13 protein-coding genes and 1 riboswitch are annotated in these 15,683 nt (G+C 70.8%); of the genes, 9 read left to right on the forward strand and 4 right to left on the reverse strand.

The features are described from left to right. Window positions 1-48: 48 nt before the first annotated feature. The 4 genes from AC1Z4A_RS23375 to gcvT all read right to left on the reverse strand — a co-directional run bounded on the left by AC1Z4A_RS23375 (window position 49) and on the right by gcvT (window position 4,418). Complete coding sequence (locus AC1Z4A_RS23375) at window positions 49-1,431, reverse strand: L-serine ammonia-lyase (RefSeq protein WP_483681803.1); 1,383 nt, start codon at window positions 1,429-1,431, stop codon at window positions 49-51. A gap of 127 nt (window positions 1,432-1,558) precedes the next feature. Continuing rightward, window positions 1,559-2,821 (reverse strand): serine hydroxymethyltransferase, encoded by a 1,263-nt coding sequence (gene glyA, locus AC1Z4A_RS23380; protein WP_483681804.1) that lies wholly within the window; start codon window positions 2,819-2,821, stop codon window positions 1,559-1,561. Window positions 2,822-2,854: 33 nt separating this feature from the next. After that, window positions 2,855-3,235 carry a glycine cleavage system protein GcvH gene (gene gcvH, locus AC1Z4A_RS23385; protein ID WP_483681805.1) on the reverse strand — a complete coding sequence of 127 codons (381 nt, stop codon included), beginning with the start codon at window positions 3,233-3,235 and terminating at the stop codon, window positions 2,855-2,857. Window positions 3,236-3,302: 67 nt separating this feature from the next. Continuing rightward, a complete protein-coding gene (gcvT, locus tag AC1Z4A_RS23390) occupies window positions 3,303-4,418 on the reverse strand; it encodes a glycine cleavage system aminomethyltransferase GcvT (protein ID WP_483681806.1) in 1,116 nt (371 codons plus the stop codon). Window positions 4,419-4,579: 161 nt separating this feature from the next. Further along, window positions 4,580-4,676: riboswitch (glycine riboswitch) on the reverse strand. 188 nt (window positions 4,677-4,864) lie between these two features. On the opposite strand from gcvT, the gene AC1Z4A_RS23395 reads away from it, so the two are divergent. From AC1Z4A_RS23395 to AC1Z4A_RS23435, 9 genes are all read left to right on the forward strand, one after another. Further along, window positions 4,865-5,521 (forward strand): AAA family ATPase, encoded by a 657-nt coding sequence (locus AC1Z4A_RS23395; protein ID WP_483681807.1) that lies wholly within the window; start codon window positions 4,865-4,867, stop codon window positions 5,519-5,521. A gap of 212 nt (window positions 5,522-5,733) precedes the next feature. After that, window positions 5,734-6,495 carry an enhanced serine sensitivity protein SseB gene (locus tag AC1Z4A_RS23400; protein ID WP_483681808.1) on the forward strand — a complete coding sequence of 254 codons (762 nt, stop codon included), beginning with the start codon at window positions 5,734-5,736 and terminating at the stop codon, window positions 6,493-6,495. A 116-nt stretch (window positions 6,496-6,611) separates the two neighbouring features. Continuing rightward, the gene (locus tag AC1Z4A_RS23405; RefSeq protein ID WP_483681809.1) at window positions 6,612-7,409 is read left to right on the forward strand and encodes an enhanced serine sensitivity protein SseB C-terminal domain-containing protein; all 798 of its coding nucleotides are present in this window, start codon (window positions 6,612-6,614) and stop codon (window positions 7,407-7,409) included. Between the two features lie 373 nt (window positions 7,410-7,782). Further along, on the forward strand, window positions 7,783-8,790 hold the full coding sequence (locus AC1Z4A_RS23410) for an ABC transporter permease (protein WP_483681810.1): 1,008 nt from the start codon (window positions 7,783-7,785) through the stop codon (window positions 8,788-8,790). 126 nt (window positions 8,791-8,916) lie between these two features. Beyond that, a complete protein-coding gene (locus AC1Z4A_RS23415; protein WP_483681811.1) occupies window positions 8,917-10,686 on the forward strand; it encodes an ABC transporter substrate-binding protein in 1,770 nt (589 codons plus the stop codon). A 128-nt stretch (window positions 10,687-10,814) separates the two neighbouring features. Further along, a complete protein-coding gene (locus AC1Z4A_RS23420) occupies window positions 10,815-11,813 on the forward strand; it encodes an ABC transporter permease (RefSeq protein WP_483681812.1) in 999 nt (332 codons plus the stop codon). Beyond that, on the forward strand, window positions 11,810-12,946 hold the full coding sequence (locus AC1Z4A_RS23425) for an ABC transporter ATP-binding protein (protein ID WP_483681813.1): 1,137 nt from the start codon (window positions 11,810-11,812) through the stop codon (window positions 12,944-12,946). The genes AC1Z4A_RS23420 and AC1Z4A_RS23425 overlap by 4 nt, the downstream gene beginning before the upstream one ends. Window positions 12,947-12,957: 11 nt before the next feature. Beyond that, window positions 12,958-14,004 carry an ABC transporter ATP-binding protein gene (locus AC1Z4A_RS23430; RefSeq protein WP_483681814.1) on the forward strand — a complete coding sequence of 349 codons (1,047 nt, stop codon included), beginning with the start codon at window positions 12,958-12,960 and terminating at the stop codon, window positions 14,002-14,004. Window positions 14,005-14,160: 156 nt separating this feature from the next. Further along, a complete protein-coding gene (locus AC1Z4A_RS23435; protein WP_483681815.1) occupies window positions 14,161-15,663 on the forward strand; it encodes a M1 family metallopeptidase in 1,503 nt (500 codons plus the stop codon). Window positions 15,664-15,683: the final 20 nt, after the last annotated feature.

Here is a 15,683-nt window from a genome sequence, read left to right on the forward strand (position 1 = left end):
TCAGATCGTTCTCAAGGCTCGATCAGGCAGGGCTCGATCAGGACCTGATCAGCACTCGATGACGTTCACCGCGAGCCCGCCCCGCGCCGTCTCCTTGTACTTGACCTTCATGTCCGCGCCCGTCTCCTTCATGGTCTTGATGACCTTGTCGAGGGAGACGTGGTGCCGGCCGTCGCCGCGCAGGGCCATGCGGGCCGCCGTGACGGCCTTCGCGGCCGCCATGCCGTTGCGCTCGATGCAGGGGATCTGGACCAGGCCGCCGACCGGGTCGCAGGTGAGGCCCAGGTTGTGCTCCATGCCGATCTCGGCGGCGTTCTCGACCTGCTCGGGGGTGCCGCCGAGGACCTCGGCGAGGCCGCCGGAGGCCATCGAGCAGGCGGAGCCGACCTCGCCCTGGCAGCCGACCTCGGCGCCGGAGATCGAGGCGTTCTCCTTGAAGAGCATGCCGATCGCACCCGCGGCGAGCAGGAAGCGGACGATGCCGTCCTCGTCCGCGCCCGGGACGAAGTTCTTGTAGTAGTGGAGGACGGCCGGGATGATGCCGGCGGCGCCGTTCGTCGGCGCGGTCACCACGCGGCCGCCGGCCGCGTTCTCCTCGTTGACAGCCATGGCGTAGACCGTGATCCACTCCATGGCGCGGGCCTGGGCGTCGCCCTCGGCGCGCAGCTGGCGGGCGGTGCTGGCGGCGCGGCGGCGGACCTTGAGGCCGCCGGGGAGGATGCCCTCGCGGGACATGCCGCGGGAGACGCACGCCTCCATGACGCGCCAGATCTCCAGCAGACCCGTGCGGATCTCCTCCTCCGTGCGCCAGGCCTTCTCGTTCTCCAGCATCAGCGCGGAGATCGACAGGCCGGTCTCGCGGGAGAGGCGCAGCAGCTCGTCACCGGTGCGGAAGGGGTACTTCAGGACGGTGTCGTCCAGGACGATCCGGTCGGCGCCGACGGCGTCCTCGTCGACGACGAAGCCGCCGCCGACCGAGTAGTAGGTCTTCTCCAGCAGGGGCGCGCCGGACTCGTCGTAGGCGAAGAGGGTCATGCCGTTGGCGTGGTACGGCAGGGCGCGGCGGCGGTGCAGGATCAGCTGGGTGGAGTCGTCGAAGTCGATCTCGTGGGCCGAGCCGATCTCGGCGCCGAGGAGCTTGAGGCGCTTGGTGGTGCGGATGCGCTCGACCTCGTCGTCGGCGATCTCCACGTCGACGGTGCGCGGGGAGTGGCCCTCCAGGCCCAGCAGGACGGCCTTGGGGGTGCCGTGGCCGTGGCCGGTGGCGCCGAGGGAGCCGTACAGCTCGGCGCGGACGGAGGTGGTGTGGGCCAGCAGGCCCTCGTTCTTGAGGCGGCCCACGAACATGCGGGCCGCGCGCATCGGGCCGACCGTGTGGGAGCTGGACGGGCCTATGCCGATCGAGAAGAGATCGAAGACGGAGATGGCCACGGTGGCTGCTCCCTACTTGTCGGTATTACGGGTCTTACGGCGGTGCTCCGACGCGGTGCGGGGCGCCCGGCTCACTTTCCAGTGTGCAGGGCGCCCCGTACCGGCGGGTTAATGCGGTGTCTCGGTGCTACTTCAGCCCGGGGTACAGCGGGTGCTTCTCGGCCAGGGCGGTGACCCGGGCGCGCAGCGCTTCGACGTCGTAGGACGGCTTCAGCGCCTCGGCGATGATGTCGGCGACCTCACGGAAGTCCTCCGCCTGGAAGCCACGGGTGGCCAGCGCCGGGGTGCCGATCCGCAGGCCCGAGGTGACCATCGGGGGACGCGGGTCGTTCGGGATGGCGTTCCGGTTGACCGTGATCCCGACCTCGTGGAGGCGGTCCTCGGCCTGCTGGCCGTCCAGCTCCGAGTTGCGCAGGTCCACCAGGACCAGGTGCACGTCTGTGCCGCCGGAGAGGACGGAGACGCCGGCCTCGGCCACGTCCGGCTGGACGAGGCGCTCGGCCAGGATCTTCGCGCCCTCCAGCGTACGCTGCTGGCGCTCCTTGAACTCCTCCGTGGCGGCGACCTTGAAGGCGACGGCCTTGGCTGCGATCACGTGCTCCAGTGGACCACCCTGCTGACCGGGGAAGACGGCAGAGTTGATCTTCTTGGCCAGCTCGGCCGTGGAGAGGATCACACCGCCGCGGGGGCCGCCCAGGGTCTTGTGCGTGGTGGTGGTCACCACGTGCGCGTGCGGCACCGGGGAGGGGTGCAGCCCGGCGGCGACGAGGCCCGCGAAGTGGGCCATGTCGACCATCAGGTACGCGCCGACCTCGTCGGCGATCCGGCGGAAGGCCGCGAAGTCCAGCTGGCGCGGGTAGGCGGACCAGCCCGCGACGATCAGCTTCGGGCGGTGCTCCTTGGCGAGGCGCTCGACCTCCTCCATGTCGACCAGGTTGGTCTTCTCGTCGACGTGGTAGGCGACCACGTTGTAGAGCTTGCCGGAGAAGTTGATCTTCATGCCGTGGGTCAGGTGCCCACCGTGCGCCAGGTTCAGGCCCAGGATGGTGTCGCCCGGGTTGAGCAGGGCGAACATCGCGGCGGCGTTGGCCTGGGCGCCGGAGTGCGGCTGCACGTTCGCGTGCTCGGCACCGAAGAGCGCCTTGATGCGGTCGATCGCGATCTGCTCGACGACGTCGACGTGCTCGCAGCCGCCGTAGTAGCGGCGGCCCGGGTAGCCCTCGGCGTACTTGTTGGTGAGGACCGAGCCCTGGGCCTCCATGACCGCGACCGGAGCGAAGTTCTCCGAGGCGATCATTTCCAGGGTGGACTGCTGGCGGTGGAGTTCGGCGTCGACAGCGGCGGCGACGTCGGGGTCGAGCTCATGGAGGGAGCTGTTCAGAAGCGACATGAGTTCTTCCTGGGCGGGAGGGAGCGGGCGGGGTCAGCCTGCGGTGAAGGCCGTGTACTCGTCGCCGGTCAGCAGCTCCGCCGGCTCGTCCGTGATCTTCACCTTGAACAGCCAGCCGCCCTCGAAGGGGGCGGAATTCACCAGCGCGGGGTCGTCCACGACGTCCTGGTTGGCCTCGACGACCTCGCCCGTGACGGGGGCGTAGAGGTCGCTGACCGACTTGGTCGACTCCAGCTCACCGCAGGTCTCGCCCGCGGTCACCGTGTCGCCGACCGCCGGGAGCTGGGCGTAGACGACGTCGCCGAGCGCGTTGGCCGCGAACTCGGTGATCCCGACCGTCGCCACACCGTTCTCGTCGGCGGCCGACAGCCACTCGTGCTCCTTGGTGTAGCGAAGCTGCTGGGGGTTGCTCATGCCTAGATTCTCCTGTACGCGCGTGGGTGCTTGTGCAACGGGTCTTGACAGGTGGGATGAGGGGGACTCAGCGTTCCCGCTTGTAGAAGGGGAGGGCGACGACCTCGTACGGCTCGTGGCTGCCGCGAATGTCCACACATACGCCTTCCGTCCCCGGCGTGGCGTGCGCCGCGTCGACGTAGGCGATCGCGATCGGCTTGCCGAGGGTGGGGGAGGGGGCGCCGGAGGTCACCTCGCCGACGACCTCACCGCCGACCGTGACGGGGTAACCGGCGCGCGGCACCCGGCGGCCGGTCGCGATCAGGCCGACCAGCTTGCGCGGCGGCGCGCTCTCGGCGCGCCGGGCGGCGGCCTCCAGTGCCTCGCGGCCCACGAAGTCGCCGGCCTTGTCGAACTTCACGACCCGGCCCAGGCCCGCGTCGAACGGCGTCGTGTCCGTGGTCAGCTCGTGCCCGTACAGCGGCATGCCCGCCTCCAGGCGCAGCGTGTCGCGGCAGGAGAGGCCGCAGGGCACCAGGCCCGCGTCCGCACCCGCCTCCGTCAGGGCCTGCCACAGCTTCTCGGCGTCGCCGGGGGCGACGAACAGCTCGAAGCCGTCCTCGCCGGTGTAGCCGGTACGGGCGATCAGCGCGGGCACGCCCGCGACCGTGCCCGGCAGGCCCGCGTAGTACTTCAGGCCGTCCAGGTCCGCGTCGGTGACGGCCGCCAGGATGCCGGGGGCGGCCGGGCCCTGGACGGCGAGCAGCGCGTAGTTGTCCCGGTCGTCCCGGACGGCCGTCCCGAAGCCCGCCGCGCGCTCGGTGAGCGCGTCCAGCACCACCTGGGCGTTGGAGGCGTTGGCCACGACCATGTACTCCTGCTCGGCCAGGCGGTAGACGATCAGGTCGTCCAGGATGCCGCCCTCGGCGTCGCAGATCATCGTGTAGCGGGCGCGGCCGACCGCGAGCGCGGAGAGGTTGCCGACGAGCGCGTGGTCGAGCGCCCGGCCGGCCTCCGGGCCGGTGAGGGTGATCTCGCCCATGTGCGAGAGGTCGAAGAGGCCCGCGCGGGTGCGGACGGCGACGTGCTCGTCGCGCTCGCTGCCGTAGCGCAGCGGCATGTCCCAGCCCGCGAAGTCGGTCATGGTCGCGCCCAGGGCGCGGTGCACGGCGTCGAGGGCGGTACGGCGGGGGGCTTCGGTCATGGTCAGGCTCCCGGGCAGTGAGTCGCGGAGGAATGCCGCAAGCGGCTGCCTCCCCATCTGTCATCGGAACCTGAGAGGTTCACCGGGAGTCCTCGATTGCGCCGAGGGCCCGGCTTGCACCTTGGGTGGGACCGCCGGGGCGGCCCGCTTTTCAGATCTGCCTCACCCGCGCGGTACGGGGCCTGAGAGATTCAAGGGAGGAACTTGCTCCTTCGGCGCCCGGTGCACACGGCACCGGGACTCTCCCGCGCGGATTCGAGCGGCCGGTATGCAGTTGGTCGTGCATGTCGAGCATGGAACGCCGGTTGTGCAGCGCCGAGCGCAGTGTCGACGTGCAGTGCCGTTGGCGCGCACATCATTGCACGTACGGGCGTACGACGGACTGCCCGCTCTGCCATCAATTCGATTACCTTTCCTTTACGGACGGGGGAGGGAAGGCGATCACGGTGCGTACGGACGTCGACGGGGAGGCGGCCGCGCCGGTGCGGCGGGCGCCCGCTTCCGCCGGACCGGAGGGGGTGCTCGACCTGCGGGGCGGGACGGCGGACCCGGTGGAGCTGCGTTATCCGCTCGGGGACCTCCTGGTGGTCTCCGGGCTGCCCGGAAGCGGGAAGTCCACGCTCATCCGGCGGGCGGTGGCCGCGCTCGACGGCCGGGGCGAGGCGATCCACTGCGTGGACTCCCAGGACTCCCGCGAGCGCCTCGAACGCCGCATTCCGCCGTGGCTGCCGTACGGGGCGTACCGGCCGCTGGTGCGGGTCGTGCACTTCGCCGCGCTGCGGCGGGCGCTGCGGTCGGACGCGAGCGTGGTGGTGCACGACTGCGGCCAGCGGGCGTGGGTACGGCGCTGGCTCGCGCGGGACGCGCGGCGGCGGGGCGGGGCGGTGCACGTGCTGCTGCTCGCCGTGGAGCCGGGGGTGGCGCTGGCGGGCCAGGCGGCGCGGGGGCGGCGGGTGTCGGCGCGGGCGTTCGGGCGGCATCGGCGGGCGATGGGGCGGCTGACGGGGCTGGTCGGCGCGGGGCGTGTGCCGCGGGGCACGGCGTCGATGGTGGTGCTGGACAGGGCGGGGGCGGACAGGGTGCGGCTGATCGGCTTCGGGTAGTTGTCCCCGGAACGGGGGTCTGGGGGCGAAGCCCCCAGTTCTTTACCCGGGGTCCGGGGCGGAGCCCCCGCCCTGCGGCGGAGCCGCATATCGGATACAGCGGGAAGGGGCGGGGTGGGGAACGGCGCCGCAGGCAACCCGCCGCCGCCCCCACCCCCGCGCAGCCATTAAAGTGCGGGTGCGCGGTGGTGACGGAACGGCAGGTGGGACGGATGAACATGCCCGAGCAGTACGGCGGAGCCGGCGGCTGGCCCGCCAACGAGCTCGAAGCCGTGCTCACCGCCTCCCTCGGCACCCCGGACGCCGGCCCCCGCATCCTCGACGCGCTCGGCCGCAGCGAGCTGTGGATCCCGCTCCCCAACGGCGGCGGCCCCGGCAGCCCCGACCTCGACCTGCCCACCCTGGAGCTGGACGGCGCCGCCTACGTGCCGGTGTTCAGCTCCGAGGCGGAGTTCCTGCGCGTGGCGGGCGGAACGATGTCCTTCGCCGTCGCGCCCGCCGTCGAGTTCGCCCGCGGTCTGCCCCCGCAGGTCGGTATCGCCGTCAACCCGGAGGGCACGGTCGCCGTGCCGCTGCCGCCGCCCGCCGTCGCGGAGCTGTGCCGGGCCGGGCGCACGACCCTGGACGGCGACGCCACCGGCGGCCGGGTGCGGCTCTTCCAGCCGGACTGGCAGGACGAGCCGACGGCCTTCCTGGCCGCCGCGGGCGAGGAGTTCGCGGCCGCCGGAGCCGTCCGGACCGCCCGCCGCGCGCTGGCCAGCGTGGAGGGCGCCCACCCCGCCCTCTTCGTCGGGGTCGAGCTGGACCTGCCCGACCCGGGCAGCCGCACCGCCGCCCTGGACGCCCTCGGCCGGGCGCTGGGCAGGGCGCCCGTCCCCTGGCCCGTACAGCTGGTCTTCCTGGACGTCGCACAGGACCCCGTGGGCGACTGGCTGCGCGAGCGGGTGCGTCCGTTCCACGACCGTGACCTGTGACTGCCCCGGTGCCCGCCGCCGCGGGCTCGTAAGCTGGTTGGATGACCGCACGGGGTGAACGGACCCACCCCGTGGCGGGCTGACGTCGTGACGGCCGAGAGAAGAGGCGGACCCAGGTGAGCGCGGGCGCGGAGAGCGGCCTGGAGCAGGTGCTGAGCCAAGTGGCGCCCGGCCGGTACGACAGCTACGAGTCGCTGCTGCACGCCCTCGCGGAGGGCCGGGTCTGGATGCTGCTCTGGCACGGGCAGGCGGGCTCGCCCGACGCCCAGTACGGGAACATGGAGGTCGACGGCCTCGGCTACGCCCCCTGTGTGACCTCCGCCCAGGAGCTGGCCGCCAGCGGCTGGAACCGCGCCCACGAGGTCGTCGCGGGCCGCACCGTCGCCGCCTCCCTCTACCCCGACCGCTGGGGCCTGTGGCTCAACCCGCACGCGCCCGGCGGCGGCGTCGGCATCCCCTGGCTCGACCTGCGCCGCATCGCCGCCGGGCTCGACCGGCTGCCCGCGGGCCCGCTCCAGCTGAGCGAACCGTCCCTGGACATTCCGCAGTTCTACGCCCTTCTCGGGCAGAACGCCCATCGCACCCCTGCGGTCCGGGCGCTGCGCCGCGCCTGGGTGCAGCCCGCGCTCGGCAGCCCGTACCTGGCGATCGGGCTCGACCTCTACGACACCTCCGCGGCCGCCGTGGAATCGGTGCGGCTGATGATGCAGCAGTCGGTCGGAGTGGTGCCGGAGGGGCTGCCGGTGTCGACGGTGTCGATGGCCGACCAGTACGACCCGGTCGCCATGTGGATGCGCGCCAACACGCGCCCCTTCTTCGACCGCGACGGCTACGGGGGCGCCGCGCCCGCCCCGACGGCCGGCTACGGCTACCCGCCGCAACCGCAGCAGGGGTGGCAGGCCGGGGCGTACTGACCCCGGAGTCACTGCTCCGCTCACGGAGCACGACCGTCCGTATAACGGAAGCCCCCTCCGTACATCACGGTTGCGCATACATTGCGGGTGGGGGCTGGCGGGTGATCGCGGGCCCGATGAAGACTCCCGCCAACAAGGACTCTCGGTCCTGTGTACGGCCCGCTCCACGTGTTCGACCTGTTCCACGTGTACGCACGCTTGCCATTCCAGCACCTGTGCCATTTCCGTACTCGCGCATTCCGTACCCACGCTCCACTCGCTCCACGCACTTCGCACTCAAGCGCACTCAAGCGCATCAGTGATGTGAACCAGCCGCCTCCGCAGCGGCGGGCGTTGGGCCGGTCGCCGCCGGCCGAGAGGGGTCCACCAGACGATGACGGCACCACTGCACGACACGGGCGCGGACGGGACCGCCGTCGACGGTGTGGGAGCCGTGCCCGCCGACCTCCCGGCGAAGTCCATCGAGGGCCGCTCCCCGTGGCGCATCGCCTGGCTGAGGCTCAGACGCGACAAGGTGGCGCTCGCCGGCGGCGTCGTCGTCCTCCTTCTCATCCTGGTCGCGATCTTCGCGCCGGTGATCGTGGGGCTGCTCGGCCATCCGCCGAACGAGTACCACGAGGACCAGATCGACGCCCTGTTCGGCACCCCCAAGGGCTCCTGGGGCGGCATCAACTCGGACTTCCTGTTCGGAGTCGAGCCCGTCAACGGCCGGGACGTCTTCAGCCGCGTCGTCTACGGCGCCCGGGTCTCGCTCCTGGTGGCCTTCCTGTCGGCGGTCGTCGCCGTGGTGATCGGCACGGTGTTCGGCATCGTCGCCGGGTACTTCGGCGGCTGGATCGACGCGCTCATCAGCCGCATCATGGACCTGCTGCTGGCCTTCCCGCAGCTGCTGTTCATCATCGCGCTGATCTCCGTGGTGCCCAAGGAGATGTGGGGGCTGTCCGGCTCGGGCGTGCGGCTGGTCGTCCTGGTCTCGGTGATCGGCTTCTTCGGCTGGCCCTATGTGGGCCGCATCGTGCGCGGCCAGACCCTGTCGCTCAGGGAGCGCGAATACGTCGAGGCGGCGCGCAGCCTGGGCGCGGGGCGGCTGTACATCCTCTTCCGCGAGCTGCTGCCCAACCTGGTGGCGCCGATCACCGTGTACGCCACGCTGATGATTCCCACCAATGTGCTGACCGAGGCCGCGCTGAGCTTCCTGGGCGCCGGCGTCGAGCCGCCGACCTCGTCCTGGGGGCAGATGCTCTCCAAGGCCGTGTCGACCTACGAGAACGACCCGCTCTTCATGATCATCCCCGGTCTCGCCATCTTCGTCACCGTGCTGGCCTTCAACCTCTTCGGCGACGGGGTGCGGGACGCGCTCGACCCGAAGGGCTCGCGCTAGCCACCGCAGGCCCACCCGATTCCAACTCCCTTGGTTTTCCCAGCCCCTGTCGATACGTCAGGAGGCCGTTCCCGAAAACCGCCGGCCCGCTTCCCGGGCGGCGACTATCACGGAGGTCGCGACATCTTGACAACCCAACGAGCTTCGAGGCGCAGACTGGCCGCAGGCGCGGCCCTCGTGGTCGCGGCCCTGGTCGGCACCAGCGCCTGCGGTGGCGGCGACAAGGACGACAAGGGCGGCAAGAAGGCCCCGGGCTTCAACGCCGCCTTCGGCAAGCTGGCCAGCGCGTCCGACAAGAAGGGCGGCGAGCTGAAGTTCATCGGCACCCAGGACGCCGACAGCTGGGACCCCCAGCGCGGCTACTACGGCTTCGGCTGGGACTTCTCGCGCTTCTTCACCCGTACGCTCGTCACCCCCAAGCCCGCCCCCGGCGGCGAGAGCGCGACGGTCGTGCCGGACCTGGCCACCGACACCGGCCAGATCTCCGCCGACAAGAAGACCTACACCTTCAAGCTGCGTGACGGCGTCACCTGGGAGGACGGCCAGCCGGTCACCGCCCAGCAGGTCAAGTACGGCATCGAGCGCACCTGGGCCACCGACAAGATCTCCGGCGGCCCGCTCTGGCTGATGCAGACCCTCGACCCCGGCAAGGAGTACAAGGGCCCGTACAAGGACGAGACCAAGGACAAGCTGGGCCTGAAGGCGATCGAGACGCCGGACGAGAAGACGATCGTCTTCCATCTGCCCAAGCCCAACGGCGACTTCCTCCAGATGCTGGCCATCCCGGCGGCCGCCCCCGTCCGCCCGGACAAGGACACCGTGGAGAAGTACGGCCAGCGGCCCTTCGCCAACGGCCCGTACAAGTTCGTCTCCTACACCCCGAACAAGGGCCTGGAGCTGACCCGCAACGACAAGTGGAACAAGGCCACCGACCCGGTCCGCAAGGCGCTGCCCGACAAGATCACGGTCAAGTTCACCACCAACGCCGACGACATGGACAACAAGCTCATCGCCGGCGAGTACGACCTCGACATCAACGCCACCGGCATGGGCTCGGCCGGCCGCCAGAAGGCCCTCCAGTCCAGCAAGGCCAATGTCGACAACCCGCTGACCGGCTTCATCCGCTTCGCGGCGTTCCCCAAGTCCGTCGCCCCGTTCGACAACGAGCACTGCCGCAAGGCGGTCGTCTACGGAGCCGACCACACCTCGCTCCAGACCGCGCGCGGCGGCCCCGAGGCCGGCGGCGACATCGGCACCAGCATGCTGCCGCCCGCCGTGAAGGGCTACGACCCGGCCTACGACCCCTTCCAGCTCAAGCAGGGCAAGCCCGACGAGGCCAAGGCCAAGGAGGAGCTGAAGGCCTGCGGCAAGCCGGACGGCTTCAAGACCACCATCGCCGTCCGCAACAACAAGCCCGCCGAGGTCGCCACCGCCGAGTCCATGCAGGCGGCCCTCAAGAAGATCGGCATCGAGGTCCGGATCGAGCAGTACGACGGCGCCCAGTACTCCAGCATCGTCGGCGCACCCAAGTACGTGAAGGACCACAATTACGGCATCATCATCATGGGCTGGGGCGCCGACTTCCCCAGCGGCCAGGGCTTCCTCCAGCCGATCGCGGACAGCCGCTTCATCCAGGAGAGCGGCAACCAGAACTTCCCCGAGGTCAACGACCCGGCGATCGACAAGGCCTTCGACGACGCCATCGCGGAGACCGACCCGGACAAGGCCGCCAAGATCTACCAGGAGGCCAACAAGAAGCTCACCGAGGGCGCCTGGTACCTGCCCTTCACCTACGAGAAGAACATCATCTGGCGCAGCTCCCGGCTGACCAACGTCTACACGTCCGACGCGTACAACGGCCGCTACGACTACGCCTCTTTGGGCGTCGCCAAGTGACAGTCCGTCCGCTCCGCCAGGCGCACCCGCCGCTAGGCCCGAAGGGCAGGTGAGGGCCGTGGGTGGCCGGTCCGGGCGGGCCCCTCGGGGACGAGGGGCCTCCCGGGCCCGCCACCGGGCCGACCGCAGTGTTCGCTTACCTCGTCAGGCGGCTGTTCGCCGTCATCGTGATGATGCTCGTCGTCACCCTGGTGACCTTCGGCATCTTCTTCGCGATCCCGAAGCTCTCGGGATCCGACCCCGCCGCGCTGTACGTCGGCAAGCAGGCGGATCCGGCCACCATCGAGGGCATCCGGCAGAAGCTGGGGCTCTCGGACCCCATCCTCGTGCAGTTCTGGCACTTCGTCTCCGGCATCTTCGCCGGCCGGGACTACAGCGGGGGCGGCACCACCACGCACTGCTCGGTGCCGTGCTTCGGCTACTCCTTCCGCACCGAGCAGGACATCTGGCCGGTGCTGACGGACCGGCTGCCGGTGACGCTCTCGCTCGCCGGGGGCGCCTGCGTGCTGTGGCTGCTGGGCGGCGTCACCACCGGCGTGGTCTCCGCGCTCAAGCGCGGCACCGCGATCGACCGTACCGCCATGACCACGGCCCTCGCCGGCGTCTCGCTGCCGATCTACTTCACGGCCCTGCTGGCGCTGGCGGTCTTCCACTACTGGCTGGGCTGGCTGAGCGCCGACTACGTCGACTTCTCCGAGAACCCCGGGGAGTGGTTCAGCAACCTGATCCTGCCGTGGTTCACGCTGGCCTTCCTCTACGCGGCCATGTACGCCCGGCTCACCCGCGCCACGATGCTGGAGATCCTGGGCGAGGACTACATCCGCACCGCCCGCGCCAAGGGCCTGCGGGAGCCGGTCGTCATCGGCAAGCACGCCATGCGCTCCACCATGACGCCGATCATCACCATCCTCGGCATGGACCTCGGCGCCCTGGTCGGCGGCGCGATCCTCACCGAGACCGCCTTCAACCTGCCCGGTCTCGGCCAGGCGGCGGTCAAGGCCATCAGCGACCGCGACCTGCCGCTGATTCTCGGGGTCACGCTCATCACCGCGACCGCCGTCGTCGTCGCCAACCTCGTCGTGGACCTCCTGTACGCCGTGATCGACCCCCGAGTGAGGCTCTCATGACGACCGCACCCGTCCCCGAGGACACCCCCCCGCCCCCGGCGGCCGAGGACGCCGCCGTCGGCGAGCCCGTCGCCGGCGGCCCCGGCGGCCCGGCCGCCTACCTCGACGTGCGCGACCTGCGCATCCACTTCCCCACCGACGACGGCCTGGTGAAGTCCGTCGACGGGCTCTCCTTCCGGCTGGAGAAGGGCCGCACCCTCGGCATCGTCGGCGAGTCCGGCTCCGGCAAGTCCGTCACCTCGCTGGGCATCATGGGCCTGCACACCGTCGGCCAGTACGGTCGCCGCAAGGCCCGCATCAGCGGCGAGATCTGGCTGGACGGCACCGAGCTGATGAGCGCCGACCCCGAGAAGGTGCGCCGGCTGCGCGGCCGCGACATGGCGATGATCTTCCAGGACCCGCTGTCGGCCATGCACCCGTACTTCACCGTCGGCGCCCAGATCGTCGAGGCGTACCGCGTCCACAACGACGTCGACAAGAAGACGGCCCGCAAGCGCGCGATCGAGCTGCTCGACCGCGTCGGCATCCCGCAGCCCGACCGCCGGGTCGACGACTACCCCCACCAGTTCTCCGGCGGCATGCGGCAGCGCGCGATGATCGCCATGGCGCTGGTCAACAACCCCGAGCTGCTCATCGCGGACGAGCCCACCACCGCCCTCGACGTCACCGTCCAGGCGCAGATCCTCGACCTGATCCGCGACCTTCAGAAGGAGTTCGGCTCGGCCGTCGTCATCATCACCCACGACCTGGGCGTGGTCGCCGAACTGGCCGACGACATCCTGGTGATGTACGCCGGGCGCTGCGTCGAGCGCGGCCCGGCCGAGCAGGTCTTCCGCTCCCCCCAGCACCCCTACACCTGGGGCCTGCTGGGCTCGATGCCGCGCATCGACCGCGAGCAGACCGAGCGGCTGATCCCGGTCAAGGGCTCGCCGCCCAGCCTGATCAACGTGCCGTCCGGCTGCGCCTTCAACCCGCGCTGCCCGTACGCCGACGTCCCCCAGGGCGGCGTCACCCGCACCGAGCGGCCGGAACTGCGCCCGGTGCCCGGCCGCGAACGGCACCACTCCGCCTGCCACATGACGCACGAGGAGCGGACGCGCATCTGGACCGAAGAGATCGCCCCGAAGCTGTGAAGGACCACGAGATGACGATCCCCGAGCAGCCCCCGGCGCCCGGCGCGGCGGCCCCGCTCCTCAAGGTCGAGGGCCTGGTCAAGCACTTCCCGATCACCAAGGGGCTGCTGCGCCGCCAGGTGGGCGCCGTGCAGGCCGTCGACGGCCTTGCCTTCGAGGTCCGCGCGGGGGAGACCCTGGGCGTGGTGGGCGAGTCCGGCTGCGGCAAGTCCACCATGGGCCGGCTGATCACCCGGCTGCTCGAACCGACCTCCGGGCGGATCGAGTTCGAGGGCAAGGACATCACCCACCTCGGCGTGGCCGGGATGCGACCGCTGCGCCGCGACGTGCAGATGATCTTCCAGGACCCGTACTCCTCGCTGAACCCGCGGCACACGGTCGGCACGATCGTCGGCGCGCCGTTCAAGCTCCAGGGCATCGCACCGGAGGGCGGGGTGAAGAAGGAGGTCCAGCGGCTGCTGGGGCTGGTGGGCCTCAACCCCGAGCACTACAACCGCTATCCGCACGAGTTCTCCGGCGGCCAGCGGCAGCGCATCGGCATCGCCCGCGCACTGGCCCTCAAACCGAAGCTGGTCGTCGCCGACGAGCCGGTCTCCGCGCTGGACGTCTCGATCCAGGCCCAGGTGGTCAACCTGCTGGACGACCTCCAGGAGGAGCTGGGCCTGACGTACGTGATCATCGCCCACGACCTGTCGGTCATCCGGCACGTCTCGGACCGGATCGCGGTGATGTACCTCGGCAAGCTGGTGGAGCTGGCGGACCGCAAGGCCCTCTACGAGACGCCCATGCACCCGTACACCAAAGCCCTGCTCTCGGCCGTGCCCGTGCCGGACCCCGCGCGGCGCGCCAAGCGCGAGCGCATTCTGCTCAAGGGCGACGTGCCCTCGCCGATCTCCCCGCCGTCCGGGTGCCGCTTCCACACCAGGTGCTGGAAGGCGACGGACGTCTGCAAGCAGCAGGAGCCGCCGTTGGTGGCCCTGCAGGCCGGCCACCGGGTGGCCTGCCATCACCCTGAGAACGTTCCCGACTCCGCAGCGCAAGGTGCGGCCGTGGGATAGCCGTGCGAAGCTGAGGGAGCTGTTGCCCGTGAAAGCTCCGTGCTGTTGTCCATGACAAGCGTGACAACTTCGCAAAGACGTGAGCAGGGCGAGACGGGAGGGTGCAGAGTCGGCGCGTCCGCCTGCAAGGGGCTCGCGCGTTCGAAGGGACGGCTCATGGCACTCTCCCGCTCGATACGGAACCACGCGATACATCCCGCGACACCGGACCGGCAGGCAGGGACCGGGCGGAGTCCCCTCCGCCGCCGGACGGCCCGGCGCCTCGCCCTCGCCACGGCGGCCGTGTCCACCTGGGTGATATCCGCGGCACCGGCCTCCGGACTCCCGGACTCCGGCCTCCCCGAGGCCGGCGCGCCCGGCATCGGGGACACCTACTTCCCCGGCCTCGGCAACGGCGGCTTCGACGTCCGCCACTACGACCTCGATGTCCGCTACGCCCCGGAGAGCGGCCGCCTCGACGGGCGCACGACCGTCACCGCGAAGGCGCTCCGCTCGCTCTACTCCTTCGACCTCGACCTGCACGGGCTCAAGGTCGCCTCGGTCGAGGTGAACGGCATACGGGCGGGCTTCAGCCGCGACGGCGACGAGCTGCGGATCCGCCCCGTCCTCCCGCTGATGAAGGGCCGCACCTTCACCGCCACCGTCATCTACGGCGGCATACCCCAGCCGCTCTCCGGCCCCATCGTCTTCGGCTCCAAGTACGGGTGGATGAAGACGAAGGACGGCGTCTTCGTGGCCTGCGAGCCCAACGCCGCCTCCACCTGGTTCCCCTCCAGCGACCACCCCTCCGACAAGGCGACCTTCGACATCCGCATCAGGGCCCCCAAGGGCCTCACCGCCGTCTCCAACGGCAGGCTCCTCGCCACCCAGGACCGCGGCACCACCACCGTCAGCCACTGGCGCGAGAACAAACCCATGGCGCCCTACCTCGCCACCGCCACCATCGGGAAGTTCGACGTCCGGCAGGGCGTGACCCCCGGCGGCACCCCGATCTACGTCGCCGCCGACCCCGCCCTGCCCACCGGCGGCCTCGACGTCTACGGCATCACCGCCGAGGCCACCGACCACTGGTCGAAGGTCTTCGGCCCGTACCCCTTCGAGGAGACCGGCGCGATCGTCGACGACATGCCCGAGGCCGGCTTCTCGCTGGAGACCCAGACCAAGCCCGTCTACTCGGCCGTGCGGGACGAGTCGACGATCGTCCACGAACTGGCCCACCAGTGGTTCGGCGACTCGGTCTCCGTCGAGCGCTGGAAGGACGTCTGGCTCAACGAGGGCTTCGCCACCTACGCCGAGTGGCTGTGGGACGAGTACAAGGGCCGCAAGAGCACCCACCAGTCCTTCCTGGAGGCGTACAACGCACGCAAGGCCGAGGACCCCTTCTGGAAGATCGACGTCGCCGACCCGCAGCGCGACACGATGTTCTCCCGCGCCGTGTACTTCCGCGGCGCCATGACCCTCCAGGTCCTGCGGGAGCGGATCGGCGACCGGGCCTTCTTCAAGCTGCTGCCCCTGTGGACCAAGCTGCACCGGCACGGCAACGCCCGCACGGCGCAGTTCACCGCGCTCGCCGAGGCGGTCTCCCACAAGGACCTGGACGGTCTCTTCGGCACCTGGCTCTCCTCGCGCACCAGGCCGGAGCTGCCGCAGCGCTCATAGGTGCTCGGCTCATAGGTGCT

The sequence above is a fragment of the Streptomyces sp. 17_S59 genome, assembly GCF_056930295.1.